Below are 25,062 nucleotides of genomic sequence, written 5' to 3' on the forward strand. Positions count from 1 at the left end.
TCACGAATGTTAACTACTTATCTTTAACCACAATCAGCGGCTCGATATCGCTCTCTTTCTTCACCACCAGCGAGTCATCGCCGCGCAGACAGGTGCCGCCGTAGTTCCCGCCCACGGTGAAGGTGCAAACCTGTATGTACTTACCGTCAACCTTCGGCAGGCACCACAGCTGCTGGTAGATATTCTTGCGGTCGACAAACTTGCCGCTGGATTTATCCAGCAGTTCGTCCTGAGGGCTGATGAGATCGATATTGCTGCCGCAGCGGCCGGCAATCGGCTTGACGGCATAGCCGGTCTGCTTCAGCATATCGTTAACATCAAAATCGGTGTCGAGCAGGTAACGGTGGTTCGGGAACAGCTGCCACAGTACCGGGAGAATCGCCTTGTTGCCGGGAATCACGGTCCACAGCGGTTCGAAAACCAGCACCTCCGGGCGCAGCAGGACGTCAATCAGGCGCACCTCGCCCTCGGGATGCCCGGTGCGGATCGGCACGGCGGCATATTCGGTTTCGCTCACCTCACGGATCTGCTCAATCGCCGTTTCCCACGCCCAGGTTTTCCACACGCAGTTGACGTGGCGGCCTTCGTCGTCAATCAGCTGTCCGGCGGCATCCCAGCTGAGCGCCTCCAGCCCGTGCAGGATTTTGGTCTCGAACCCGGCCTGCATCAGCGAACGCTGAATAAAGAGCGCGTGATAGTCCTCTTCGACATCGTTGTCCTGCATAATGTGGACGAACGGCCGCGCGTGGCTGTGCTTCCATGCCCCGGTCAGCTCTTCCAGCAGCCCTTCCGCCGGGTTATGCCCGTTGCCGCGATAGCCGTTTTTCACCCACTCTTCGAGAATCAGCCCGCCCTCGGTATGGCAGGAGGCGGAGTCGGCGTTGTACTCGTAAACCTTAATGCCGCGCTCATCCATGCAGAAATCCATACGACCGGTGATCATATGGTGGCGACGCCACTGCCAGGAGAGGCGCAGGCGCGGCCAGAGGATTTTCGGGATGTCGAAAAGCGCCAGCAGGCTGTCGTCTTTCAGCACCTTGTCCGTCGCGTGCAGGTACATCAGGTGCAGTTCGTTGGTGGCCTTGATCAGCTCCTGCTCGGCGCTTTCGGTAATGGTGAAGTACTGGCAGGGATCTTTGTTGATCACATGGCCGTTAGCGCGGATATACGCCTGCTGCAGCGCGTCATTTTCGTTAAGCCATTTTCCGTCGAACTGACGCTTGTTTTTCAGCCGCGCGCCGCTGATTTTCAGCAGTTCGCCGTCGATTTCCGGCTGGGGAATGCTGTGTTCCGTGTCGTCGGTCTGGATCATCCAGCCGAGAATCTCCGTGTCGTTGAAGGTGTCATGGATGGTGTAACACCCGTTCTCCACGCTCAGACGCAGTTCGCGCGTCCACTGCTGCCCGAGCGGCAGCGGGGAGTGAATCACGTTCTGCTCCGCAATACGCACCCTATCGTCGAGAAGCTGGGTGATCACCGCCACGTGGCCGGTCTCGTGAAACTCGCCGCCCTTTTGCCAGATCAGCAGCGCTCCGGCGCGCGGCGCGCGTTTCGAACCATTGGCAAAGGCCTGAAGGGGCAGAATGTTATCGTTCACCACCTGACGCAAAAAGCGCAGGGAGAAGATTTCCCACGCCATGCCGACGTCGGTAAACACAAAGCCATAGTTGAGAAACAGGAAACGGCGGGCAAACTCAACGCACTGCCACTTGTGGCCCATGTATTCGTTGCCGATATAGCTGCGAAAATCTGCGTCCTGCGGGTAGCTTCGCGGGTCCAGACTGCCGTAATTTGAAGAGTAAATCGCCACGCCACCGGGCGCATAGCCTAACAATGTCCCGAATGGCGCATCACTGCTTAACTTTCCTTTACGCATGTATCCAACCTAAAACAGGCAGGCGGCAATTTTTTATGGGTTGTTGTCGTCTGCACGTTGTAATTAACCTGACAGAGGGACATTTATCATACACCTGCGCGGCGCATTAACTACATGTTAAACAGCCAGCACGCCGCAAAATGCCCTTGCGCGATCTCCTGCATCGCAGGCTCCTGCGTCTGGCAAACCGGCATGGCGTGCGGGCAGCGGCTGCAGAACTTACAGCCCGGCAGCGCGGACGTGGGGCCTGGAATGTCGCCGCGCAGGGTGGCGTCTTCGAGATTGCGGATGCGCGGATCGGGCTGGGGAACCGCCGCCAGCAGCGCGCGGGTATAAGGGTGCGCCGGACGCTGATACAGTTCATTCGCCGGGGCCACCTCCACCAGTTTGCCAAGATACATCACCCCAATGCGGCTGGAGATATGCCGCACCATGGAGAGATCGTGGGCGATGAACAGATAGGTTAGCCCCAGCTCCTGCTGCAGATCCTGCAGAATATTCACCACCTGCGCCTGCACCGAGACGTCCAGCGCCGAGAGCGGCTCATCGCACAGCACAAATTCAGGATGCACGGACAACGCGCGGGCAATACTGATGCGCTGACGCTGCCCGCCGCTGAACTCATGCGGGAATCGTTCAAGATGTTCGTGCTTGAGCCCCACTTTGTAGAGCAGCGTTTCCGTACGTTCCCGCTGTTCTTCGCGGCTGTAGCCGTGGATCTGCATCGGCTCGGCCACCAGCTGTTGCACCGTCATGCCGGGGTTGAGCGAGGAGTAAGGATCCTGAAAAATCGCCTGCATCCGCTTGCGCAGCGGCTTGAGCTCTTTTTCACGGGCGTGGGCAATCGCCTGCCCGGCAAAGTGGATCTCACCCGAGGTGATATCGAAAAGGCGCAGGATGGCGCGCCCGAGGGTGGATTTTCCGCAGCCAGACTCCCCCACCAGGCCAAACGTCTCGCCGGGCTGGATATCAAAGCTCACGCCGTCAACCGCCTTCACGGCCGCGCCTTTACGCAGCAAACCGCCGTTAAGCGGATAGTGTTTGCGCAGCTCGCGCACGCTCACTAATGGCGACTGTTGTTCACTCATGCCTGAATCTCCTTGTCGGCCCATAGCCAACAGGCGGCGCGATGGCCCTCTCCGGCGGCGTAAAAGGCGGGCTGTCGTTCACACTGGAGTATGCGCTTCGGGCAGCGCTCCGCGAACGGACAGCCCGGCGGCGGGTTAAGCAGGCCAGGCGGCGAACCTTCAATGGGCGATAAACGCTGATTCACCTCATCCGGGCGCGGCAGCGAGGCCAGCAGACCCTGGGTGTAAGGATGCGCAGGGCGATAAAAAATGTCCTCCACGCTGCCCTCCTCCATCACCAGCCCGCCGTACATCACCACCACGCGGCTGCAGACCTGCGCCACCACGCCGAGATCGTGGGTGATCAGCAAAATCGCGGTCCGGGTCTGCTGCTGCAAACTTTTCAGCAGGCGCAGGATCTGCGCCTGAATGGTCACGTCCAGCGCGGTGGTCGGCTCATCGGCAATAAGAAGCTTCGGGTTGCAGGAGAGCGCAATCGCGATCATTACCCGCTGGCGCATGCCGCCGCTGAACTCGTGGGGATACTGGTCGTATCGCCGTTCCGCCCCGGCAATGCCCACCTGTTCCAGCATGGCGATGGCCGCCGCTTTGGCCGCTTTTTTGCTGAGTCCTTTATTGCGCATCAGGATCTCAGCCATCTGCTTGCCGATGGTCAGCACCGGGTTCAGGGCGGTCATCGGATCCTGAAAAATCATCGCGATCTCGTTGCCGCGAATAGCGCGCATCTGCGCGGGCGTTTTCTGCGCCAGGTCCTCATTCTGGAAGCGGATGCTGCCGCCAGTTATCCGTCCGTTGCTCCCCAGAAGCTGGATAATTGACTTACAGGTGACGCTTTTCCCGCAGCCCGATTCGCCGACGATGCCGAGGACTTCCCCCGGCTTAACCTGAAAGCTCACGCCGCGCACCGCGTGAACCTCGCCCTCGCGGGTGCGGAACGAGGTTTGCAGGTTCTCAAGCGCTAATAAGTTACTCATCGCGATTCGCTCCCGGCTCAAAGGCGGTACGGAACACATCGCCCAGCACGTTAAAGCTGAACACCGTCAGCAGGATCAGAATGCCGGGGAACATAGCCAGCCACGAGGCTTCGCCAATATAAGACTGGGCGTTGTTAAGCATGCTTCCCCACGACGCCGCGGGCGCCTGCACGCCCAGCCCCAGGAAGCTCAGGGTTGACTCCATCAGAATGGCCGAGGCGATATTGAGCGTGGCCGCCACGATAATGGTCGGCAGCACGCCGGGAATGATGTGGCGCACGATGATGCGCAGCGGATGCTCCCCCGACGCGCGGGCATAAAGCACGTACTCGCGCTCTTTCACCGACAGGGTTTCAGCACGCACCAGACGCGACATGTTCATCCACGTCAGCAGGCTGATAATCAGAATGATGTTATCCACGCCCGGCTTGAGGTAAGCATTCACTACCAGCAGCAGGAAGAAGGCCGGAATGGCCATCAGGATATCCACGGCTCGCATCATCAGGTTATCCAGCCAGCCGCCAAAATAGCCGCTCACCGTTCCCACCACCGTGCCGATAAGCGTGGAAAAGACCATGGCGAGAAAACCGACCATCAGCGAGATCTGGCCGCCATACAGCGCGCGGGTGAAGTAGTCGCGGCCGTATTCGTCGGTGCCGAACCAGTGCGCGGCATCCGGCGGCAACGTGCGCGCGCCGAGCGCCATCCGCTCCGGATCGTACGGGCTTAACCCCGCACAGAGCGCGGCGACAACGAAAATAAAAAGCACAAACAGGGAGAACTGCGCCGGACGGTTGCGGCGCAGCTGGTGACGAACCTGCTGCCAGCGTCTGCTCATCCGGGCTACCTCAGCGTACGAATGCGGGGATCGGCGAAGCGATAAAGCACGTCGGCGATCAGGTTTCCGACGATCAGCATCATCGACGAGAGCATGATGATCGCCATAATCAGGGGGTAATCCAGCGAGGCGATCGACTGGATCCCGAGCAGCCCCATCCCCGGCCAGGAGAAGACGCTTTCCGTCACATAGGCCCCCACAATCAGCTCTCCGAACGACAGTCCGAACAGGGTAATCACCGGCAGCAGCACGTTTTTCAGCACGTGCCGAAACAGAATACTGGAGCGCGTGGCGCCGTAGGCAAGCTGGGTTTGCACGTAGTCGGCCGAGAGCTGAGAGATGGTGTTGGAACGGATGTAGCGCACGTAGCTGGAGAGGTTGTAGAACGTGAGGGCAATACACGGCAGCACGCCGTGACGCAGCAGATCCAGCCCGTTATCCTCCATGCCGATGGTGCGCATTCCCATGCTGGGGAACCAGTTAAGCTGCACGGCAAAAACGGTGATGAGCAGGATGCCGAACCAGAATATCGGAACAGAAATGCCGATATAGGCGAATAAATTGAGCAGATGATCCAGCCAGCGGTGCTTAAATGCCCCCGCCAGCAGCCCCAGCGGGATCGCCAGCACGATCGCCATCAGCAGCGACGCGCCCATCAGCCCCAGCGTGGCCGGAATACGTTCGCCAATCATCTCCAGCACCGGGCGGTGGTAGATCAGCGAATAGCCGAGATCGCCCTGCAGGACGTTTTTCAGCCACAGGACGTACTGCGTGACCAGCGGCTTATCCAGCCCCAGGCTCTGGCGAATACGCTCAATGTCTTCCGGGGCCATACGCGGCGTAATGTACGCCGCCACCGGATCGCCGGGCGCGAGCTTGACCAGCAGAAACGCCACCAGTGAAATAAAAAACAGCATCGGCAGCAGCTGCAGCAGCCGACGCGTGAGGAGTGTGTTCACGACGTGCCCTTACCAAAGCCCCGACCTGACGGCCGGGGCAATCACTTATTTCTGATAGATTTTTGACAGATCCTGGAACAGATAGACCGGTTTCGGCTCCGCTTCCTCGGTGCCGCCAAAACGCTTGTCCACCGCGACGGTCGCATTGGTGTAGGCGATCGGGTAGTACGTCATATCGTTCGCCACGGTCTGCTGAATTTGCTTATAGATATCGGCACGTTTCGCGGCGTCGGTTTCCACTGCACCTTTATCCCACAGGGCATCAAACTGCGGATTTTTGTAATGCGCGTAGTTATAGGCTTCGTTGCTCATGAACAGCGATTTGTAACCGTCTGGCTCGGAGCCCATGATGTAGCCGCCCAGGTTCAGCTCCCACGCGGTGTTGTTCATATCGAGGCTGCGCTGAGACATGGCGTTGGAGTCCAGCGGCATCAGCTCCACGTTCACCCCAATGCCCTTCAGCGCCTGCTGAATGTAGAGCGCCATGCTCTCCTGGGTTTTGTTGGTGTTCACATACGCCAGGCGCAGCTTGAGGTTGTCCGGCGCGCCGGACGTCTTCAGCAGGTCTTTGGCTTTTTGCAGATCGAACTTGTACTGCTCGACGTCATCCGTCTTGTAAAGCGTATCTGGCGTCAGGAACGAGGTCGCCGGTTTAGCGTAGTCCAGCGAGGTAAACGCGGTCTGGGTGAGCTCGTCTTTGTTGATGGCATACGCGATGGCCTGGCGCAGCGCTTTGCTCTTCATCACCGGCACGTTCTGGTTGAACGTCATATAGGCCAGACGGCCTTCCGGATAGACCACGAAGTCAAACTTACCGGTATTTTTCAGGCGGTTCACGTCCTGCGGGTCAACCATCTTGAGGTTGATTTCTCCGTTTTGCAGCGCAAGGTTGGCGGCGTTGCTGTCTTTGGCGAAACGGTAGGTGACCGAATCAAGCTTCGCTTTGCCGTTCCAGTAATCGTCAAAACGGGTCAGGGCGTAATACTGCCCGGCGCGATACTCTTTGAATTTGAACGGCCCGGAGCCTACCGGCGCATCGTTTTTGCTGCTCTTTTCCAGGTCGCCTTCACCGGCGAACACGTGCTGCGGAATCGGGTAGATCTGTACCAGGGTGCCGGTAAAGGCTGCGCTGACCTGCGGTAGGGTGAACTTAACGGTACGGTCGTCAACCTTACGCACCTCAACAGGCTTGCCGCCGTAGGTGAACATGCTGCGGAAGAAGCTGTGCTGTTTGGCATCCAGCAGCTTGTTAAAGGTGAAGACCACGTCTTCCGCCGTCAGCGGCTGTCCGTCCTGCCATTTCAGGTTGGGTTTTAACGTCAGGGTATAGCTCAGGTTGTCGGCGGAAGGCGTCAGGCTTTCCGCCAGGCCCCACTCGATGTTGCCGTTATTAAAGCTGTACAGCGGGGCGTAGAGCGCCTGCATGATCGTTAACGTCGTACGGTCACTGGCATAGAGCGGATTAACGGCTAGCGGGTCGCCGGAGGTAATTCCAATAATTAGCGAACCGCCCTCTTTTGGCGCGTCGTTTTTTGCCGCTGAGGGCGTATTTGTCTCTTTATTTTTCGCATCATCACAGCCAGCCAGGCCTAACGCGAGCGAAACCACCACTGCCGATAACAGAAGCTTGCGCATCTCACTAACTCCTTGCCTTATAAAGTTTTTATTACTGCATCTTTTATTTATGTTGAAGCATCATATTCAGCTTTATCGGTTTACGCATTAATTATGAAAATGCGATTTTCGATTAAGCTTATGTCGGATTTGTTATATATAAGCGCCAGAAGGAATAGCGGTTAATTGATTGCGCTCGCAACGTTAAACGCTTCACAAATCTCCTGCTACACTGCCTCAACACATCACTCAAAAGGCAGGCCAACATGTCAGACAACACGTATCAGCCACCAAAAGTGTGGGAATGGAAAAAGAACGGCGGCGGCGCGTTCGCCAATATTAACCGCCCGATTTCCGGCGCGACCCATGAGAAAGATCTGCCCGTGGGCTCCCACCCGCTGCAGCTTTACTCTCTCGGAACACCGAACGGCCAGAAAGTGACAATCATGCTCGAAGAGCTGCTGGCGCTGGGCGTGACGGGCGCGGAGTATGACGCCTGGTTGATCCGCATCGGCGAAGGAGATCAGTTCTCCAGCGGGTTTGTTGAGGTGAACCCGAACTCGAAAATTCCGGCGCTTCGTGACCACTCCACGAACCCGCCAACGCGCGTATTTGAGTCCGGCAATATCCTGCTTTATCTGGCAGAGAAATTCGGTCACTTCCTGCCGAAAGATCCGGCGGGACGCACCGAGACCCTGAACTGGCTGTTCTGGCTGCAGGGTGCGGCGCCGTTCCTCGGCGGTGGCTTCGGCCACTTCTACAACTACGCGCCGGTTAAAATTGAGTACGCGATTGACCGCTTCACCATGGAAGCCAAACGCCTGTTCGACGTGCTGGATAAACAGCTGGCGCGCGGCCGCTACGTGGCGGGTGAGGAGTACACCATCGCGGATATCGCCATCTGGCCGTGGTTCGGCTGCGTGGCGCTGGGCAGCGTCTATAACGCCGCCGAGTTCCTCGACGCAGAGAAGTACACTAACGTCCAGCGCTGGGCGAAAGACGTGGCGAATCGCCATGCCGTGAAGCGCGGCCGCATCGTTAACCGCACCAGCGGCGAGCTGAACGAGCAGCTCCACGAGCGCCATGCGGCAAGCGACTTCGATACCAATACGGAAGATAAGCGTCAGGCGTAATGTTCCGCCGGGCGGATCCCCGCCCGGCAACGGAGATCCCTGCCCAGGGCATGATTAGCTTAAAGGTTGAGCCGGTATTGCTGGCACTATCTGGACGTTTTTCTCGCGTCTGAGAGTGAGAAATGACGTCTCAACCGACAGCAGTCACAAAGGATCTGTTATGAAACTTATTAAAACAACGCTGGTTATCAGCGCCCTCATTTTTTCCACCTCGGGAATGGCTATCGACAAAACCGCCGCTGGTGCGGTAGCAGGCGCGGCCATTGGCGCGGCCACGGGCAAAGATCTGAAATCGACCGTTGGCGGCGCCGTCGTAGGCGCAGGCACGGGTGCCATGTTCAAAAACGGCGGCAAAGGTAAAGCCGCGCGTAAGGGCGGCGCGGTAGGTGCTGCCGTAGGCGCAGGCGCCGCAGCGGTTACCGGCAAGAGCGTGCTGAAAGGTGCAGCCGTTGGTGCGGGCACGGGCGCGCTGATTGGTGAAGCGACGCACTGATAAATACAGCCGGGCAGCGCTGCGTTTGCCCGGCAGGAACGACATCCCCGATCGCATTTCCGCTTATTGTTCGTGTCTCATCCTTAAATAATTCCCGCAAACCGCACTAATACTTAATGTCCCGCGCTTTTTGTCTTCCGGACTGTTTCATCTGACGCTTGTCCTGACGGCAGTCGTGATTGCTCTGGTTATTGTTCGCCACACAGGTCTGCTTCACCTGCCGCGACGCGTCGCGGGTTTCCTGCCTGACATCACGCGCCACGCGCCGCTCCTGCGCCTGCTGGGTCGCACTGGCAGAAACCGAGAACAGCATCAGAAGAATGCAAGAAAGGACAGGAATGACAGATAACGATCTGTTCATAGCAACACCTCGAAGAAGAGAGCCCAGAACGTCAGTGGGGTTAGCAAAAGAATAGCAGTTTCAGAAGGGGCTGAATGGGGAAGGCGTTAATAATACAAGGCCGCACAAGGCGGCCTTGTACGCTGCGTTATGCCGTCAGGCGGAACTTCTGCACCGAGCGCTGAAGATCTTCGGTCTGGCGCTCCAGCGCCGCCGCTGCCGCAGAAACCTCTTCAACCAGCGAGGCGTTTTGCTGGGTAACGCCGTCCATCTGGGTAATGGCAATCCCGACCTGCGAAATACCCTTGCTTTGCTCCTCAGAGGCAGAAGCGATTTGCTTCATGATGGTTGTCACTTCCGTCACATCGCGCAAAATCGCATCCATGGTGGTGCCGGTGTCGCTCACCAGCTGCGCCCCCTGCTCTACGCGGGAAACGGAATCGGTAATCAGCCCCTCAATCTCTTTAGCCGCGTTGGCGCTGCGGCTTGCCAGGTTACGAACTTCACCTGCCACCACCGCGAAACCACGCCCCTGTTCACCCGCGCGCGCCGCTTCAACCGCCGCATTGAGTGCCAGAATATTGGTCTGGAAGGCAATGCTGTTGATCACGTTGGTGATTTCAGCAATTTTCTTCGAGCTTTCCGAAATACCGCTCATGGTGGTCACCACCTCTTCCACCAGCGAGCCGCCGCGGCTGGCGGTAGTTGAGGCCACATCAGCCAGCTGGCTGGCCTGACGCGCGCTTTCCGCGTTCAATTTTACCGTGGCGGTCAGCTGTTCCATACTGGCTGCCGTCTCTTCCAGCGCAGCCGCCTGCTCTTCGGTACGGGAAGAGAGGTCGTTGTTACCGCTGGAGATTTCCGTCGCGCCGCGCCAGATGTTTTCACTGCCGGAGCGAATCGTACTGACCGCTTCGCGCAGGCTGTCCTGCATCGCGCTCAGCAGCGGCACCAGCTGCCCCACGCAGTTGCGGCCGAACGGCTCAATGGGCTGGCTGAGATCGCCCTGGGCAATCTGTCGGAACTGCAGGCGAATGCGGTCCAGCGGTTTGACCAGCATCGCCACCAGGTAGCGGTCGGTGAAGAGCAGGATCAGCAGGCCGATAATCGTGGCGACGATAATCACCGTGCGGGTCATGCTTGTCAGGCCGTCCACCACCACGCGGGTGCTGTCGAGCGACTTCGCGGCGGCATTGTTGAACTCCTCAGCGGCCGCGCCGAACGCACGGCTCAGTGGCGGCGTGACGTTGTTGGCCTGCTGGCGATACCCCTCCAGAGCCCCCTGCTTCGCCTGCTGCATTTGCGGCGTGACGCCCTGTTCGAGCAGCGCCTGCCAGGAGCCGATCACCCGGGAAGAGACCTGCTCGTCCATCGGGCCTGGGGAGATCGCTTTCATCTCGGCCAGTTTCTTGCCCATGTTATCCAGCGCCTGTTGGGCAGAGGACAGATCCGGCGTGCCGCCTGCGGCTTTGACTTCCATTGCGCGGCTCAGACGGGTCACAAAGCGGAAATATTGATCGTTACCCTGGCTGAGTACCGTCATCTGTTTAACCAGCTGGCGGTCGACTTCATTGCCATCTGATACGCGAGAAAGGGACCAGGTGCTGTACAACCCAACGCCCGCCCACATTAAACAAAAGATCCCGAGAATCGTCAGCATGACGAAACGGATCGTGAAATTACGGAGCATATTCATAAGTCTTCCTTGCCGTGAGGGTGAGTTCGCCCAGAGGCGAGTACTACTCTCGTTATCGGCAGGAAAGAGGGAAATTATAACGTTTTGTGATCATTTTTAATTAGCGTGGCTTCACTGGTCGCACAGCAGTCATTAATCATTAGTCCCGAGCTTAGGGATGTCATTTGCGATGTGGTAATTTCAGATGAAAACGTTGTTTCGAAAAATTCATCAATAAGAAAGGAGACATCATGTCCTGGCACCCTTACCCTGGCCGCTATGAGAGTATGCAATATCGTTATTGCGGTAAAAGTGGCCTGCGCCTGCCCGCGCTGTCGCTGGGGCTGTGGCATAGTTTCGGCCATGTCCAGCCTCTTGACGCCCAGCGCGCGCTGCTGCGAAAAGCCTTCGACCTCGGCATCACCCATTTCGATCTCGCCAATAACTATGGCCCGCCGCCGGGCAGCGCGGAGGAGAATTTCGGCCGCCTGCTGCGTGAGGACTTTGCCGCGTACCGCGACGAGCTGATTATCTCCACCAAGGCGGGTTACGACATGTGGCCGGGGCCGTACGGTTCGGGCGGTTCACGCAAATATCTGCTCGCCAGCCTCGACCAGAGCCTGCAGCGTCTGGGCGTCGACTACGTGGATATTTTCTACTCCCACCGCGTGGATGAAAACACGCCGATGGAAGAGACGGCCTCCGCGCTGGCCCACGCCGTGCAGAGTGGGAAAGCGCTGTATGTCGGCATTTCCTCCTACTCGACCGATCGCACGCAGAAAATGGCCGAGCTGCTGCGCGAGTGGAAGATCCCGCTGCTGATCCACCAGCCGTCCTATAACCTGCTTAACCGCTGGGTCGATAAGACCGGCCTGCTGGATGCGCTGGAAGCAAACGGTACGGGGTGTATCGCCTTTACCCCGCTGGCGCAGGGGCTGCTGACCGGAAAATACCTGAACGGTATTCCTGAAGGTTCACGCATGCAGCGCGAAGGGAATAAAGCGCGCGGCCTGACGCAGAAGATGCTGACCGACGCCAACCTGAGCAGCCTTCGCCTGCTGAATGAGATGGCGCAGGCGCGCGGACAAACGATGGCGCAGATGGCGCTAAGCTGGCTGCTGAAAGATGCGCGCGTGACGTCCGTGCTGATTGGCGCAAGCCGCCCGGAACAGCTGGAAGAAAATGTTCAGGCGCTGGAAAACCTGCGCTTTACGGAGGACGAACTCAAGCGGATTGACCAGCATGTTGCGGATGGGGAGTTGAATCTGTGGCAGGCGTCGTCGGATAAATAGTGCGGTCTGATGCCTTCCCCCCTCACCCTAACCCTCTCCCCAAAGGGGAGAGGGGACTGCTCGGTACGGCTTTTCTCCCCTTTGGGGAAAGGGCGGGGTGAGGGGTATTAGATGTACTTTACTTCTTACTGATCTTATCCAGATACCCCATCACAAACGCAGACAGCACAAACGTCAGGTGGATGATGACGTACCACATCAGTTTGTTATCCGGCACGTTCTTCGCGTCCATAAACACGCGTAGCAGGTGGATAGAGGAGATTGCCACAATCGACGCGGCCACTTTATTCTTCAGCGACGAAGCATCCATTTTGCCCAGCCAGCTGAGCTTCTCTTTACGCTCGTCGATATCGAGCTGGGAGACAAAATTCTCGTAGCCGGAGAACATCACCATCACCAGCAGCCCGCCCACCAGGGTCATATCCACCAGCGACAGCAGTACCAGAATCAAATCCGCTTCGGCAATAGAAAAAATGTTCGGCAGAACATGCCAGATTTCCTGAAAGAACTTAATCGTCAGCGCGATAAGTGCCAGCGAGAGGCCAAAATAGACGGGGGCCAGTATCCAGCGAGAGGCGTACATGGCATTTTCAAAAAAGCGTTCCATAAAGTCCTGTTTGCAAAAGAAACCAGCGCCCAGTATATCTCAACGGCGCTGGCTGTTTGCAATAACTCAACGGTACGTCACTCAGACGTTGTCTGGGTTAACCTCGGGACGTGCGTACTCCGGCCAGACAAGCGCCACCAGTTCAGGATAGGCTTCCAGACTGAACTCGCGAAAACACTGGCGCAAATTTAATACGTCCAGATCGGAATAAGAGACCTTCTCGCCGTTAAGGCAGCGCTTTTTAATATTGTCATAATATTTATAGACTGCTGAATTCAGATCGCTACAGCGACGCTGCGCCTCAAACAGTCCGGGCGTGTCATTAATTTCCGACATTTTCATGCGCTTAATTGTCGCGTGTAAAAAGTCGATATATTCGTGGTTCACCCGCCAGTACCAGACAGGCGTAACGGAGTTCATCAATACAGAGAAATGGTCTTCCCCTTCCTCTTTTGTCATCAGTTCAGGTTGCGGGGGTTCACTGGTGTCTTTCGACACTTTCGTTTTATTGAACTCCTGCATCAATAAAAGCACACCAGCGGTCAGTAATAGTAATGTGATGACCGTAAAAAAGATGCTGTTCATGGGTAGGCTCCATTTTTTTTGATTTTAAATTTGCCTCATGATATTGTCAACGAATCTCACGCCTTTACCAACCCCACCCTGTTGAAAATAAAGGAAATTAAAAATGCTGCCCGACTATCTCGTCCCGGCTAAGTACCACATTACGCCTGTGGAACAGCAACCGACGGAAGCAGAAAAAGAGGCCAGTTTCACTCAGGGGAAAAGAAAGCTCTCTGATTTCGAGCCCGATATATTAATTGGTGTTTCCCGAACTGGCAAATCCCGAAATATGTTGCTGGAAGAGCACGATCGCCATATAAAAGACCGCTTATTTCGCGCCATAAAAATTGAAGCCTTTGTCCACCTGCTGAATGACCTGCAGGCCGAGGGTGAAATAGATGCCCAGAAACTAAGTCAAATAATGGCCGAGAAAACCGAAGAAATTAATGAAGCGGGCAATGAAATTTGGCTTAATTTAATTACGCGCGAAAAAAACAACCCAATTTTTTATAGCCTGGAGGAAGATTAACGTGAAAGAAGTTAAAAACAACGACGTTTATTTGACTTTAGAAGATAAAAAAAGTGATGAATTTATCTTAAAGCAAAATCTCGACGCGCTGAGAAACACAAAAAATGACGAGATGACGCGTATTACGCAAGACCTGGTATCGATCCCGGCGACGCTGGTTCGTCTGAAATGGCAGAATCGCCGTGAAATTTATCCGCTACAGGTCAAAGAAGAAATTTACGGTGCCGTGATGAACGCCATCATAGAGCAGCGTCCCGAGCTGAAAGAGAAGCTTCTGGGACGTCTTGAGGCCAATTATCAGTATCTGCTTGCCAGAGAAATCGCCACCCTGCGTCTGACGCGCAAGCTGTCCGACGGTGAGTACCGTACCTCAAACGTCACCTGCGTTGCGCTTGATGAGGACGCGCTGGCAACCCCCTCTACCGCACCGACGGATAGCAAAAACGCATAAACCGGCAGGCATAAAAAAAGCCGGCTTTCGCCAGCTTCTTTATCACTTCGAGGCCGCTTTCTCTTCGCCGACCAGTCCAATCTTCAGGTAACCCGCCTGATGCAGCGTGTCCATTACCTTCATCATGGTTTCATAATCAACGGTTTTATCCGCACGGAAGAAGACCGTGGTGTCTTTCTTACCGCCCGTAAGCTGCTCCAGCGCCGGGATGACCGAGTCGGCCGTCACCGGGTCATTCCCGAGGAACATGGATTTATCCGCCTTCACCGACAGGTAGATAGGCTTCTCCGGGCGCGGCTGGGGCTGGCTGGAAGAGGCAGGCAGATTAACCTTCACATCCACCGTCGCCAGCGGCGCAGCCACCATGAAGATAATCAGCAGAACCAGCATGACGTCGATAAACGGCGTCACGTTGATTTCATGCATTTCGCCGTTATCGTCCAGATTTTCGTTTAGACGCATCGCCATACTCTTAACCTGCGCGCAGTTTAGACGCCGCGTGCACCGGCTTAACCGAGCTGGCGTTCAGGTCGAGATCGCGGCTTTGCAGCAGCAGAACCTGCGCGGCAACGTCACCCAGCGTGGCTTTGTAGCTGCCAATCATACGCGCGAAGATGTTGTAGATGACCACCGCCGGAATAGCGGCAACCAGACCGATTGCCGTCGCCAACAGCGCTTCTGCGATACCCGGCGCCACGACCGCCAGGTTGGTGGTTTGGGTCTGCGCGATACCGATAAAGCTGTTCATGATGCCCCAGACCGTTCCGAAAAGACCGATAAACGGTGAGATCGCGCCGATGGTCGCCAGATAACCATTGCCGCGTCCCATGTGTCGGCCAACAGCCGCAACGCGACGCTCCAGGCGGAAACCGGTACGTTCTTTGATGCCTTCGTTATCTTCACTGCCAGCGGAGAGTTCCAGCTCGTTCTGTGCTTCATTCACTAACAGGGTGGTCAGGCTTTTCGCGTGAAAGGATGAGGTCATATCTGCAGCCTGATCCAGAGAGCGGGCTTCTGCCAGCTGCTGCTGTTCCCGCTTAAGGCGGCGCTTCTGAGAAAGCAGCTCGGCGCTCTTGCTGAAGAAAATAGCCCAGGTGACAACGGACGCCAGAATCAGGCCGATCATCACAATCTTAACCACGATGTCAGCATGCTGATACATGCCCCAAACGGAGAGATCCGTCTGCATCAAATTATTACCCACTCTGTATCTCCAGGACGCAAATCACAAAATCTGAGCGTAATAATATCAAAACGTCGTCGAATTGATAGTAGTTCTCATTAGTATTTGCATGGTGCCGTAATTTTCGCTCACTTTCCTTGCGCTTACGCAGTAAAAATTTCTTATGCGAATTTTTGCTAATATTTTCTGCTTATTCGATAAGCCTCGGGGTGCAGTTTTTTCCAATCGTGGTAGTCTGGACGTCCAGACGTATAAAAACAGGGTTAGCGAACATGACAAAGAAGCATCTTGATACCACGCTGGTACAGGCAGGACGCAGCAAAAAATATACGCAGGGATCGGTCAACAGCGTGATTCAACGAGCCTCCTCGCTGGTGTTTGATACCGTTGAGGAGAAAAAAATTGCCACGCGCAACCGCGCGAAAGGCGGGCTGTTTTATGGCCGTCGCGGCACGCTAACCCATTTCTCTCTTCAGGAAGCGATGTGCGAACTGGAAGGCGGCGCGGGCTGCGCGCTGTTCCCGTGCGGGGCGGCGGCGGTCGCCAACACCATTCTGGCGTTTGTGGAACAGGGCGACCATATCCTGATGACCAACACCGCCTACGAGCCCAGCCAGGACTTCTGCACCAAAATCCTCAGCAAGCTCGGCGTAACGACCGGCTGGTTCGACCCGCTGATTGGCGAAGGCATTGCCGAACTTATTCAGCCAAACACGCGCATTGTGTTCCTGGAATCTCCGGGATCGCTCACCATGGAAGTTCACGACGTGCCGGCTATCGTGAAGGCCGTGCGCAGCAAAGCCCCAGAGGCGATCGTGATGATCGACAACACCTGGGCGGCGGGCGTGCTGTTTAAAGCGCTGGAGTTCGACATTGATATATCGATTCAGGCGGCGACGAAATACCTGATAGGCCACTCTGACGGCATGATTGGCACCGCGGTTTCCAACGCGCGCTGCTGGGATCAGCTGCGTGAAAATGCCTACCTGATGGGCCAGATGGTGGATGCAGATACGGCCTACATGACCAGCCGCGGACTCCGCACGCTGGGCGTTCGCCTGCGTCAGCACCATGAAAGCAGCCTGAAGGTGGCCGAATGGCTGGCGCAGCATCCGCAGGTTGAGCGCGTGAATCATCCCGCGCTACCGGGCAGTAAAGGCCACGAATTTTGGCAGCGTGACTTTACGGGCAGCAGCGGTTTGTTCTCGTTCGTACTGAAAAAGCGGCTAAATAACGACGAGCTGGCGAGCTATCTGGATAATTTTACCCTCTTCAGCATGGCCTACTCCTGGGGCGGTTTTGAATCCCTGATCCTGCCTAATCAGCCGGAACAGGTTGCGGCTCTGCGTCCCGGCGGTGAAGTGGACTTCAGCGGTACCCTGATTCGACTGCATATCGGTTTAGAAAACGTTGACGATCTGATTGCCGATTTAGCAGCAGGGTTCGAGCGTATCGTGTAGAGTGCTGGCTGAAAATGTACTCTCTGGACGCTTTTGTGGACACGGCGATGAGAAAAGTCTGCATGAGTTGCGCCCGGGATCAAACCCGACGGGCGAATAAGGGAGTACAATAGCGCTATATCTGCTGTTCCACAGGAAAGTCCATGGCTGTTATTCAAGATATTATCGCGGCGCTCTGGCAACACGACTTTGCCGCGCTGGCGGATCCTCACGTCGTCGGTATCGTTTACCTCGTGATGTTCGCAACACTGTTTCTGGAAAATGGATTACTGCCAGCCTCGTTTTTACCCGGCGACAGCCTGCTTTTACTTGCCGGGGCATTAATCGGGAAAGGCGTCATGGACTTCACGCCAACGATGGTTATTCTCACCTCTGCAGCCAGCCTGGGCTGCTGGCTGAGCTATCTGCAGGGCCGCTGGCTTGGGAATACCCGCGTCGTAAAAGGCTGGCTGGCGCAGTTACCGCATAAATATCATCAGCGTGCGACCTGCATGTTCGACAGGCATGGCCTGCTGGCCCTGCTGGCGGGGCGTTTCCTCGCGTTTGTTCGCACGCTTCTGCCTACGATGGCGGGCATTTCCGGTCTGTCAAACCGCCGCTTCCAGTTCTTCAACTGGCTGAGCGCTCTGCTGTGGGTGGGTGTAGTCACCACGCTCGGCTATGCGCTGAATATGATCCCCTTTGTGAAACACCATGAAGATCAGGTGATGACCTTCCTGATGGTGCTGCCGATGTTCCTGCTGGTGGCAGGACTGGTGGGAACCATCGCGGTGGTGATTAAGAAGAAGTACTGCAGCGCGTGATCCCCTCACCCTGACCCTCTCCCCATAGGGGAGAGAGGAAAAAGCTTAAGCTCCCTGCATGGTTCGGATGCGTGATGCATCTTCTCCCGGCGTGACGCCGAAATAGCGCTTAAACTCCCGACTGAACTGCGACGCACTCTCGTAACCCACCCGCATTGCCGCCGCGCTGGCCTTCATGCCGTCGTGGATCATCAGCATCCGCGCCTTATGCAGCCGGTAGGTTTTAAGGTACTGCAGCGGCGAGGTGCTGGTCACCGACTTGAAGTTATGATGAAACGCCGAAACGCTCATGTTCGCTTCCGCCGCCAGCTGGTCGACGCTGAGGTTCTCCGTGTACTGGCTTTCAATGCGCTTGAGCACGCGGCTTATCAGGCTGAAGTGGGTCTGTCGGCTCACCAGAGCCAGCAGCGCCCCGCCCCCCGGCCCCAGCAGCACATGGTAGAGAATTTCGCGGACGATCTGCTTGCCCAGAATACGCGCGTCCAGCGGCCTTTCCATCACGTCCAGCAGACGTTCAATGGCGCAGAGGATCTCTTCCGACAGCGTCGCCGAGTTAATCCCGCTCGACGCCATAGACGGCTGGAAGAACTCATCTTCGCCAATCTCCATTAGCAGCTCCTGCAGCTGAAGAATATCGACGTTGACGCGAATACCGGCCAGCGGGACGGCTTCTGTCGCGAAGGTTTCACATTCGAAGGGTAAAGGTACCGTCAGGAGCAGATATTCATTGGTGTCGTAGCGGAACACGCGCTCGTTGATATAGCCAATTTTATGGCCCGAGAAGAGAAAAACGATGCCCGGCTGGTACATGACCGGCGTGCGCGTCCCGGGCTGTGTGCCATAAAGCAGGCGAATGTCAGGAAGCAGATCGCTGACACCATTTTCTTTATCTATCAGTCTTTTAATCTGCGCAGTGAGCTGATGGCAGATCGCTTCACGGTTCATATTACGTTACTCCGGGTACGGTTTCCGACGTTGACAGTGTGCGTCGTTTTCCGCGCTTTCTCCAGCGCTCTGTAGAAATGGGCAAGACATCGGCAGGAATGTGCATTGAGAGGATAGCCCCGGACGGCCACAATGTGCAGCATCAGGTCGCCCTCTGCGCCACCACGGTTTTTCACCCACTAAAGGGAACGAGCAATGAACAACTTTAATCTTCACACCCCAACCCGCATTCTGTTTGGTAAAGACGCTATCGCCGATCTGCGCGCACAGATCCCTGCTGAAGCCCGCGTACTGATCACCTACGGTGGCGGCAGCGTGAAAAAAACCGGCGTGCTGGATCAGGTTTACAGCGCCCTGAACGGTCTGGACGTGCGTGAGTTCGGCGGCATCGAGCCAAACCCGTCTTACGAAACGCTGATGAACGCGGTGAAAATCGCCCGCGAAGAAAACATTACCTTCCTGCTGGCCGTCGGCGGCGGCTCCGTGCTGGACGGCACCAAATTCATCGCGGCGGCAGCGCACTATGCTGACGGCATCGATCCGTGGCACATTCTGGAAACTCGCGGCAGCGACATTAAAAGCGCCATCCCGATGGGCTCCGTGCTGACCCTGCCGGCCACCGGCTCTGAATCCAACAAGGGCGCGGTGATCTCCCGCAAAACCACCGGCGACAAACAGGCCTTCATGAACGAACACGTTCAACCTGTGTTCGCGATCCTGGATCCGGTTTACACCTACACCCTGCCTGCGCGTCAGGTGGCGAACGGCGTGGTCGATGCCTTTGTTCACACCGTTGAGCAGTACGTCACGTATCCGGTGAATGCCAAAATTCAGGATCGCTTCGCGGAAGGCATTCTGCTGACGCTCGTCGAAGAAGGTCCGAAAGCGCTGAAAGAGCCGGAAAATTACGACGTGCGTGCCAACGTCATGTGGGCGGCAACGCAGGCGCTGAACGGCCTGATCGGCGCTGGCGTACCGCAGGACTGGGCAACCCACATGCTGGGCCACGAGCTGACGGCGATGCACGGTCTGGACCACGCGCAAACGCTGGCCGTTGTGCTGCCTGCGCTGTGGAACGAAAAACGGGACACCAAGCGTGCCAAACTGCTGCAGTACGCAGAACGCGTGTGGAACATCACCGAGGGTTCTGACGATGCGCGTATTGATGCCGCCATCGAAGCGACCCGCAGCTTCTTTGAAGGTCTGGGCGTGCCAACGCGTCTCTCTGGCTACGGTCTGGACGGCAGCTCCATCCCTGCCCTGCTGGCGAAACTCGAAGAACACGGCATGACCCACCTGGGCGAGCACGGCGACATTACGCTGGACGTCAGCCGTCGCATCTACGAAGCGGCACGCTAAGCGTTTTTGCCCTCCCGACTTTCGTTTTTTGACATTTCGTCCAGACTTAATGCACAACCCATCGCCGGAGGAACCCTCCGGCGATGCGCACCTGAAGGAGGAAAAATGGCAAACCAAACCGTAATCAAGCTGCAGGACGGCAACGTGATGCCCCAGCTGGGGCTAGGTGTATGGAAAGCCGGTAACGACGAGGTCGTCTCCGCCATTCATAAAGCCCTGGAAGTCGGCTATCGGTCCATTGATACCGCCGCCGCATATAAAAACGAGGACGGCGTGGGTAAGGCACTGGCCAGCGCTGGCGTCCCCCGCGATGAGTTATTCATCACCACGAAACTGTGGAACGACGATCAAAAACGGCCCCGCGAAGCGCTGGAGGAAAGCCTGGAGAAACTCCAGCTCGATTTCGTCGATCTCTGGCTGATGCACTGGCCGGTTCCGGCTATCGATCACTACGTTGACGCCTGGAAAGGGATGATTGAACTGCAGAAAGAGGGGCTGGTGAAAAGCATCGGCGTCTGTAATTTCCAGGTTCATCACCTGCAGCGGCTGATTGACGAGACTGGCGTTGCGCCAGTGATTAACCAGATCGAGCTGCACCCGCTGATGCAGCAGCGCCAGCTTCATGCCTGGAACGCCACGCATAAAATCCAGACCGAGTCCTGGAGCCCGCTGGCGCAGGGCGGCGAAGGGGTATTCGATCAAAAGATTATCCGTGAGCTGGCGGATAAATACGGTAAAACCCCGGCGCAAATCGTCATTCGCTGGCATCTGGACAACGGCCTGGTGGTCATTCCGAAATCGGTCACGCCGTCGCGCATCGCCGAAAACTTCGACGTCTGGGATTTCCGTCTGGACAAAGAAGAGCTGGGTGAGATTGCGAAGCTGGATAAGGGTAAACGTTTAGGCCCTGACCCTGATCAGTTTGGCGGGTAGTCGCGTAAAAAAGCCGGGTGGCGGCTTCGCCTTACCCGGCCTACGTGTCGACATAAAAAACCCCGGCTTGCCGGGGTTTTTTATTTACGCTTTGCGCTTCACGGGCTTCTTCACACTCGAATTACCGTTCGAACGCTGATGCACAATCGGCGTGTGCTTGGTCAGCGCCGGGCGCGTATTGCGGTTCTGGCGACGCGCTTCGCGCATCTCCTCCAGCGTCGGGGCCGGTACCAGACAGTCGCGGCGCGAGCCGATCAGGTGTTTTTTACCCATCTCTTCCAGCGCCTGACGGATCAGCGGCCAGTTTTTCGGATCGTGGTAACGCAGCAGCGCTTTATGCAGACGACGCTGTTTATCCCCTTTCGGCACCACCACCTCTTCACTCTTGTAGCCAATCTTACTCAGCGGGTTCTTGCCGGTGTAATACATGGTCGTCGAGTTGGCGAGCGGTGACGGATAGAAGTTCTGCACCTGATCCAGACGGAAGCGACGCTGCTTCAGCCACAGCGCCAGGTTCACCATGTCTTCATCGCGCGTGCCCGGGTGGGCGGAGATGAAGTATGGGATCAGATACTGCTCTTTACCCGCCTGCTTTGAATAGGTATCGAACAGCTCTTTAAAGCGATCGTAGCTGCCCATGCCCGGCTTCATCATTTTCGACAGCGGGCCTTCCTCGGTGTGCTCCGGCGCAATCTTCAGATAGCCGCCGACGTGGTGCGTCGCCAGCTCTTTGATGTAGCGCGGATCTTCCACGGCGATGTCGTAACGTACCCCGGACGCGATCAGGATCTTCTTGATGCCCTTCAGGTCGCGCGCGCGGCGGTAGAGGTTGATCGTCGGCTCGTGGTTGGTGTCCATATGCTCGCAAATGCTCGGATAGACGCAGGAGAGGCGACGGCAGGTTTGCTCCGCGCGCGGCGACTTGCAGCGCAGCATGTACATGTTCGCGGTTGGGCCGCCAAGGTCGGAAATCACGCCGGTAAAGCCCGGCACCGAGTCGCGAATCGCTTCGATCTCATTGATGATCGAATCTTCAGAGCGGCTCTGGATAATACGGCCTTCGTGCTCGGTAATGGAGCAGAGCGAGCACCCTATAATTCTGATCATTTAGAAATTTTTTTGCGTTTAAAATCAATGAATTGAAAGATTTCATTTTTCTAAGTCTGATAAAACAGATGAAAACCCAACTGACTATACTCATAAAACTCAATCTTTGCGCTGCTGTACGATACCAGTAATTACAGGCGCCGAGTTTAACATCATGAAAAGTAGCCCAATAATGAATGACGCAACGCCAGCTGCGGTGCCTAACTTCTGACTGAACACCATTGAAACAAAGTACATATTTGGGATAAAAACGGACATAGCAATCACGAAAAGTAACTTATTCAGATAATTATTTATTCGGGTCTTAACCTCAACTCTATCATAAAAAGCCATCGAAACGTAAGCAGTTATCAGTGAATAAAAAGACCATGTCATATAGTTAACCGATTCATTAAATGCCTCTCGCAAAAGCAAAGCACTTTCTGTCATTCCCTACCTCATTAAATCAATAGAAAATAAATCTGAATAATTTATTTTTAAAAGAAAAGAACACAACATAACTTCAGTAGTTATGATTAATCCCTGAATGATTATTTCTTAGCAAGATATAACATGCTTAATGTATATCAGGCAATAAAAAAACTCCCAAAGACCACCGCTGTGGTCTTCAGGTATAGGATTTAAAGAACGAACTCAGTCCGGAAACGTATCACTATCTTCTGTAACGTCCGCTTTCTCTGGTAACATTCTGTTTTTAATATACTGTGAATTCCTGCAGATGAGAGGAAAAATCTCCGAGTTATTCATTATACAACTCGTTGCCGTACGGGCGTCCTCCGGAGACCATGATGAAAATGAAAACGTCTGACGGTCAAGCCATTGAGACAATAATACATTATCAACAGAAGCGCTAAACAGCGCCGCAATAGCCCTGCGTTCAACGGCCTTCTCAGGTTCAATAAACGACAACTCATTATGAAAACGGGTAATAATCGCAATACGGCTGTCAATACGAATATGTCTTTCAAGTAAGACATCGTGCAACTCATCAAGTACAGTCTCTCTCTGGGTATCGTCGAGGCAAGACCACAGGAAATGAATGTTCTCGGCATTTGTGACAACGTCTGGCTCTGCATCACGGAACCATGATGCAAAGATACCCACACTACCTTCCATCCGGATATGCTGCCCCTGAAGTTGCATTTGTTCAAGGATAAAGCGCATGTTCACAGGAAGAACCGTAAAACACTCAATAAGCCTTTCAGAAGAACTAAATACTCCACATGCCAGGGCGTTCAGCTTTTTCTTCAAAATATCAAACTGCTCACCTGACTGATATACGTCATGGAGAAATACTGGACCCATAGCATTCACATCAGACTCAATTATTTTCTCTGACAGTGCTTTTTGACGCTCTCGCACAAATATTAAAAGAGAGGTTGCATTTGTAGCTTCTTTGATGACGTCATACTGACCTTTAACAAAGCTCAGGACAGGTATATTCACCAGAAGACCTAAATCAACAATCCTGCCAACAGCATTTTTGATGTACGGCAGAACATTTTTATCCTTAAGTGCTATAAAGATACTCTCGGCAGTACGTAGATAACGAAGATATGCAGCCAAAGCCAGGTCAAACCGTTCCTCACCAATATGTTCACTGTACGACTCGATACCGGCATAGTTACCATGGAGCACCATGTGAGCAACAGCCTGTGCAGCAAATTCCGCAGGGAAGAGATTCCTCGTCGCCGTATTATTAAGATAATATTGATTTAAAACATTATTATTCCAGTCCGGGCTCAGAACAATTTTTCTGAAATGGATAACGTCCTCAACAACCTGACGATTTTTAAGCGTCATTATTGCAGAGCTAACCTGAGCCCCACCTGTACCATCATTCTTTCCAATTACGTTCTGTACCGCCTTCGATGCAATATTGATATGCCGGATAATTCCCGGATTAAAAAGGTCTATCTGAGGTTGCTCAGCTCCATAGCGTAACATCTCCTCCCGACCGTGATTTCCGATATCTAGTGTGCCAATTTTCAGGTTTGACAAGGTCTCTTCATTATTGACAAGGTATTCCACATAAAATACGCCATCTACAAAATTCTCCATTTTATTCAGTAGTGATTCACCGGCCAGAACAGAGTATGAATCAGCTTCCTGCAGCAACGTCTGCGTGGATTCAGCCTCCAATTTTTCTGAATCCTGAATTTCATCAAGTTTACTCACAATAAACGATATTTGCCTTTCGACGAAAGGCTCTAGGCTTATCCGCCCGTCAGCCATCAGTTTCTGCAGACTCAATACGAAACCTTCATCATTCTTTTCTCTGAGTGAAACAGCATAACTCTGATTCAGCATTTGCACTGCGACTTTGAGTTGCGGTTCGGCGAGAGCCTGACACTTCTCATCCATCCGGCTATAAGAAACCAGCCAGTCTCGCATCTGAATATGTGGTGCCACTCGCTGCCATGCTTCAGCGAAACCCCACAAGGCCGTCAGTTCTTCAAGCCGTGGGATATTTATAGCACCAATCGCGTCTTTAAGAGGCGTATCAAGCAACTCGCTCCTGGCAAGCTCCACCGTGGACTGATAGTGGATGCTCATCAGAAATTCGCTCCATCTTTCTGTATCGTTATTAAAAATTCGGGATATTTGTTGATAAGTTAGCGAGAGCATCTCGTCAAAATCATCCGGAGCAATACCGGGTTCGGTCTGACTAGCTTTGGGATCGCGAAGTAATACTTTAATATCTCGCTCCCCGTATCTGACCACCAGTAAGTAGAGAGCAATAAGAATATGGCGATGATCTTCTGTTGCAGGAACGGTAAGGTTCAGAATATGAATATCATTAACAAACTTCTTCATTATGAAGTGGTCAACAAAAACT

The 25,062-nt window shown here is 54.9% G+C and carries 24 protein-coding genes and 1 pseudogene; 9 read left to right on the top strand and 16 right to left on the bottom strand.

The genetic code is table 11. From position 1 onward, the window contains the following. Positions 1 to 13: 13 nt before the first annotated feature. The 6 genes from gss to INF68_RS02980 all read right to left on the bottom strand — a co-directional run bounded on the left by gss (position 14) and on the right by INF68_RS02980 (position 7,370). The gene (gene gss, locus INF68_RS02955) at positions 14 to 1,876 is read right to left on the bottom strand and encodes a bifunctional glutathionylspermidine amidase/synthase (protein ID WP_126785790.1); all 1,863 of its coding nucleotides are present in this window, start codon (positions 1,874 to 1,876) and stop codon (positions 14 to 16) included. Positions 1,877 to 1,986: 110 nt separating this feature from the next. Further along, positions 1,987 to 2,964 carry an ABC transporter ATP-binding protein gene (locus INF68_RS02960; RefSeq protein WP_126785789.1) on the bottom strand — a complete coding sequence of 326 codons (978 nt, stop codon included), beginning with the start codon at positions 2,962 to 2,964 and terminating at the stop codon, positions 1,987 to 1,989. Then, complete coding sequence (locus INF68_RS02965; RefSeq protein WP_126785788.1) at positions 2,961 to 3,938, bottom strand: ABC transporter ATP-binding protein; 978 nt, start codon at positions 3,936 to 3,938, stop codon at positions 2,961 to 2,963. Before INF68_RS02965 ends, INF68_RS02960 begins: the two co-directional genes overlap by 4 nt. Continuing rightward, on the bottom strand, positions 3,931 to 4,776 hold the full coding sequence (locus tag INF68_RS02970; protein WP_126785787.1) for an ABC transporter permease: 846 nt from the start codon (positions 4,774 to 4,776) through the stop codon (positions 3,931 to 3,933). Before INF68_RS02970 ends, INF68_RS02965 begins: the two co-directional genes overlap by 8 nt. 5 nt (positions 4,777 to 4,781) lie before the next feature. Continuing rightward, positions 4,782 to 5,735: an ABC transporter permease gene (locus tag INF68_RS02975; protein ID WP_010435561.1), complete on the bottom strand. Its 954-nt coding sequence runs from the start codon at positions 5,733 to 5,735 to the stop codon at positions 4,782 to 4,784. Between the two features lie 45 nt (positions 5,736 to 5,780). Further along, entirely contained in the window at positions 5,781 to 7,370 is a 1,590-nt protein-coding gene (locus tag INF68_RS02980) for an ABC transporter substrate-binding protein (RefSeq protein ID WP_126785786.1), read from the bottom strand. A gap of 245 nt (positions 7,371 to 7,615) precedes the next feature. On the opposite strand from INF68_RS02980, the gene yghU reads away from it, so the two are divergent. Further along, on the top strand, positions 7,616 to 8,482 hold the full coding sequence (gene yghU / locus INF68_RS02985) for a glutathione-dependent disulfide-bond oxidoreductase (RefSeq protein WP_023309162.1): 867 nt from the start codon (positions 7,616 to 7,618) through the stop codon (positions 8,480 to 8,482). Between the two features lie 160 nt (positions 8,483 to 8,642). Further along, positions 8,643 to 8,975 carry a hypothetical protein gene (locus INF68_RS02990; RefSeq protein ID WP_029740720.1) on the top strand — a complete coding sequence of 111 codons (333 nt, stop codon included), beginning with the start codon at positions 8,643 to 8,645 and terminating at the stop codon, positions 8,973 to 8,975. A gap of 106 nt (positions 8,976 to 9,081) precedes the next feature. On the opposite strand, the gene INF68_RS02995 is transcribed toward INF68_RS02990, so the two are convergent. Together INF68_RS02995 and INF68_RS03000 are read right to left on the bottom strand one after the other, a co-directional pair. Then, a complete protein-coding gene (locus INF68_RS02995; protein ID WP_023309166.1) occupies positions 9,082 to 9,336 on the bottom strand; it encodes a hypothetical protein in 255 nt (84 codons plus the stop codon). A 127-nt stretch (positions 9,337 to 9,463) separates the two neighbouring features. Then, positions 9,464 to 11,011: a methyl-accepting chemotaxis protein gene (locus tag INF68_RS03000; RefSeq protein WP_126785785.1), complete on the bottom strand. Its 1,548-nt coding sequence runs from the start codon at positions 11,009 to 11,011 to the stop codon at positions 9,464 to 9,466. A gap of 230 nt (positions 11,012 to 11,241) precedes the next feature. Here INF68_RS03000 and INF68_RS03005 point away from each other — a divergent pair, with 230 nt between their 5' ends. Beyond that, positions 11,242 to 12,282, top strand: a complete 1,041-nt coding sequence (locus INF68_RS03005) for an aldo/keto reductase (RefSeq protein WP_059445408.1) — start codon at positions 11,242 to 11,244, stop codon at positions 12,280 to 12,282. A 118-nt stretch (positions 12,283 to 12,400) separates the two neighbouring features. Here the strand turns inward: INF68_RS03005 and INF68_RS03010 are convergent, their stop codons facing one another. Continuing rightward, a complete protein-coding gene (locus INF68_RS03010; RefSeq protein ID WP_023309169.1) occupies positions 12,401 to 12,889 on the bottom strand; it encodes a TIGR00645 family protein in 489 nt (162 codons plus the stop codon). Positions 12,890 to 12,970: 81 nt separating this feature from the next. Next, positions 12,971 to 13,474, bottom strand: a complete 504-nt coding sequence (locus INF68_RS03015; protein ID WP_023309170.1) for an ESA_00282 family adhesion-associated protein — start codon at positions 13,472 to 13,474, stop codon at positions 12,971 to 12,973. A gap of 103 nt (positions 13,475 to 13,577) precedes the next feature. Here INF68_RS03015 and INF68_RS03020 point away from each other — a divergent pair, with 103 nt between their 5' ends. Next, positions 13,578 to 13,982 carry a hypothetical protein gene (locus INF68_RS03020; protein ID WP_126785784.1) on the top strand — a complete coding sequence of 135 codons (405 nt, stop codon included), beginning with the start codon at positions 13,578 to 13,580 and terminating at the stop codon, positions 13,980 to 13,982. Between the two features lies 1 nt (position 13,983). Continuing rightward, positions 13,984 to 14,433 (top strand): hypothetical protein, encoded by a 450-nt coding sequence (locus INF68_RS03025; RefSeq protein WP_023309172.1) that lies wholly within the window; start codon positions 13,984 to 13,986, stop codon positions 14,431 to 14,433. Between the two features lie 42 nt (positions 14,434 to 14,475). Here INF68_RS03025 and exbD read toward each other — a convergent pair whose 3' ends face one another. Next, a complete protein-coding gene (gene exbD / locus INF68_RS03030) occupies positions 14,476 to 14,901 on the bottom strand; it encodes a TonB system transport protein ExbD (RefSeq protein ID WP_023309173.1) in 426 nt (141 codons plus the stop codon). A 4-nt stretch (positions 14,902 to 14,905) separates the two neighbouring features. Continuing rightward, positions 14,906 to 15,637 (bottom strand): tol-pal system-associated acyl-CoA thioesterase, encoded by a 732-nt coding sequence (gene exbB, locus INF68_RS03035; RefSeq protein WP_023309174.1) that lies wholly within the window; start codon positions 15,635 to 15,637, stop codon positions 14,906 to 14,908. Positions 15,638 to 15,888: 251 nt separating this feature from the next. On the opposite strand from exbB, the gene metC reads away from it, so the two are divergent. Together metC and yghB are read left to right on the top strand one after the other, a co-directional pair. Continuing rightward, a complete protein-coding gene (gene metC, locus INF68_RS03040; protein WP_045403978.1) occupies positions 15,889 to 17,076 on the top strand; it encodes a cystathionine beta-lyase in 1,188 nt (395 codons plus the stop codon). Between the two features lie 143 nt (positions 17,077 to 17,219). Then, positions 17,220 to 17,879, top strand: coding sequence for a DedA family general envelope maintenance protein YghB (gene yghB / locus INF68_RS03045; protein ID WP_023309176.1), 660 nt, complete (start codon positions 17,220 to 17,222; stop codon positions 17,877 to 17,879). A gap of 45 nt (positions 17,880 to 17,924) precedes the next feature. On the opposite strand, the gene INF68_RS03050 is transcribed toward yghB, so the two are convergent. Beyond that, on the bottom strand, positions 17,925 to 18,824 hold the full coding sequence (locus INF68_RS03050) for an AraC family transcriptional regulator (RefSeq protein WP_023309177.1): 900 nt from the start codon (positions 18,822 to 18,824) through the stop codon (positions 17,925 to 17,927). A gap of 195 nt (positions 18,825 to 19,019) precedes the next feature. Between INF68_RS03050 and yqhD the strand changes: the two genes are divergently transcribed. Both yqhD and dkgA read left to right on the top strand, forming a co-directional pair. Next, a complete protein-coding gene (gene yqhD, locus INF68_RS03055; protein WP_109845769.1) occupies positions 19,020 to 20,183 on the top strand; it encodes an alcohol dehydrogenase in 1,164 nt (387 codons plus the stop codon). Between the two features lie 105 nt (positions 20,184 to 20,288). Beyond that, positions 20,289 to 21,116 (top strand): 2,5-didehydrogluconate reductase DkgA, encoded by an 828-nt coding sequence (gene dkgA / locus INF68_RS03060; protein WP_023309179.1) that lies wholly within the window; start codon positions 20,289 to 20,291, stop codon positions 21,114 to 21,116. 84 nt (positions 21,117 to 21,200) lie between these two features. Here dkgA and INF68_RS03065 read toward each other — a convergent pair. The 3 genes and pseudogenes from INF68_RS03065 to INF68_RS03075 all read right to left on the bottom strand — a co-directional run. Next, positions 21,201 to 22,208 (bottom strand): annotated as a pseudogene (locus INF68_RS03065) (radical SAM protein); the annotation flags it as partial. 114 nt (positions 22,209 to 22,322) lie between these two features. Then, on the bottom strand, positions 22,323 to 22,652 hold the full coding sequence (locus INF68_RS03070; RefSeq protein ID WP_000140246.1) for a hypothetical protein: 330 nt from the start codon (positions 22,650 to 22,652) through the stop codon (positions 22,323 to 22,325). A gap of 204 nt (positions 22,653 to 22,856) precedes the next feature. Then, positions 22,857 to 25,062, bottom strand: a 2,206-nt coding sequence (locus tag INF68_RS03075) for a hypothetical protein (RefSeq protein WP_227412771.1), incomplete at its 5' end; no start/stop codon positions are given.

This window comes from Enterobacter cloacae complex sp. P16RS2 (genome assembly GCF_014982155.1).
Classification (GTDB): domain Bacteria; phylum Pseudomonadota; class Gammaproteobacteria; order Enterobacterales; family Enterobacteriaceae; genus Enterobacter; species Enterobacter cloacae_M.

Bases quoted from the DNA above. Each gene is read 5' to 3' on its own strand.
- INF68_RS03020 (WP_126785784.1), top strand. From the start codon at position 13,578: ATGCTGCCCGACTATCTCGTCCCGGCTAAGTACCACATTACGCCTGTG.
- INF68_RS03070 (WP_000140246.1), bottom strand. From the start codon at position 22,652: ATGACAGAAAGTGCTTTGCTTTTGCGAGAGGCATTTAATGAATCGGTT.
- yghU (WP_023309162.1), top strand. From the start codon at position 7,616: ATGTCAGACAACACGTATCAGCCACCAAAAGTGTGGGAATGGAAAAAG.
- INF68_RS02965 (WP_126785788.1), bottom strand. From the start codon at position 3,938: ATGAGTAACTTATTAGCGCTTGAGAACCTGCAAACCTCGTTCCGCACC.
- metC (WP_045403978.1), top strand. From the start codon at position 15,889: ATGACAAAGAAGCATCTTGATACCACGCTGGTACAGGCAGGACGCAGC.
- INF68_RS02990 (WP_029740720.1), top strand. From the start codon at position 8,643: ATGAAACTTATTAAAACAACGCTGGTTATCAGCGCCCTCATTTTTTCC.
- INF68_RS02960 (WP_126785789.1), bottom strand. From the start codon at position 2,964: ATGAGTGAACAACAGTCGCCATTAGTGAGCGTGCGCGAGCTGCGCAAA.
- yqhD (WP_109845769.1), top strand. From the start codon at position 19,020: ATGAACAACTTTAATCTTCACACCCCAACCCGCATTCTGTTTGGTAAA.
- exbD (WP_023309173.1), bottom strand. From the start codon at position 14,901: ATGGCGATGCGTCTAAACGAAAATCTGGACGATAACGGCGAAATGCAT.
- INF68_RS03005 (WP_059445408.1), top strand. From the start codon at position 11,242: ATGTCCTGGCACCCTTACCCTGGCCGCTATGAGAGTATGCAATATCGT.
- INF68_RS03010 (WP_023309169.1), bottom strand. From the start codon at position 12,889: ATGGAACGCTTTTTTGAAAATGCCATGTACGCCTCTCGCTGGATACTG.
- gss (WP_126785790.1), bottom strand. From the start codon at position 1,876: ATGCGTAAAGGAAAGTTAAGCAGTGATGCGCCATTCGGGACATTGTTA.
- INF68_RS02995 (WP_023309166.1), bottom strand. From the start codon at position 9,336: ATGAACAGATCGTTATCTGTCATTCCTGTCCTTTCTTGCATTCTTCTG.
- dkgA (WP_023309179.1), top strand. From the start codon at position 20,289: ATGGCAAACCAAACCGTAATCAAGCTGCAGGACGGCAACGTGATGCCC.
- yghB (WP_023309176.1), top strand. From the start codon at position 17,220: ATGGCTGTTATTCAAGATATTATCGCGGCGCTCTGGCAACACGACTTT.
- INF68_RS02970 (WP_126785787.1), bottom strand. From the start codon at position 4,776: ATGAGCAGACGCTGGCAGCAGGTTCGTCACCAGCTGCGCCGCAACCGT.
- INF68_RS02980 (WP_126785786.1), bottom strand. From the start codon at position 7,370: ATGCGCAAGCTTCTGTTATCGGCAGTGGTGGTTTCGCTCGCGTTAGGC.
- INF68_RS03050 (WP_023309177.1), bottom strand. From the start codon at position 18,824: ATGAACCGTGAAGCGATCTGCCATCAGCTCACTGCGCAGATTAAAAGA.
- INF68_RS03015 (WP_023309170.1), bottom strand. From the start codon at position 13,474: ATGAACAGCATCTTTTTTACGGTCATCACATTACTATTACTGACCGCT.
- INF68_RS03000 (WP_126785785.1), bottom strand. From the start codon at position 11,011: ATGAATATGCTCCGTAATTTCACGATCCGTTTCGTCATGCTGACGATT.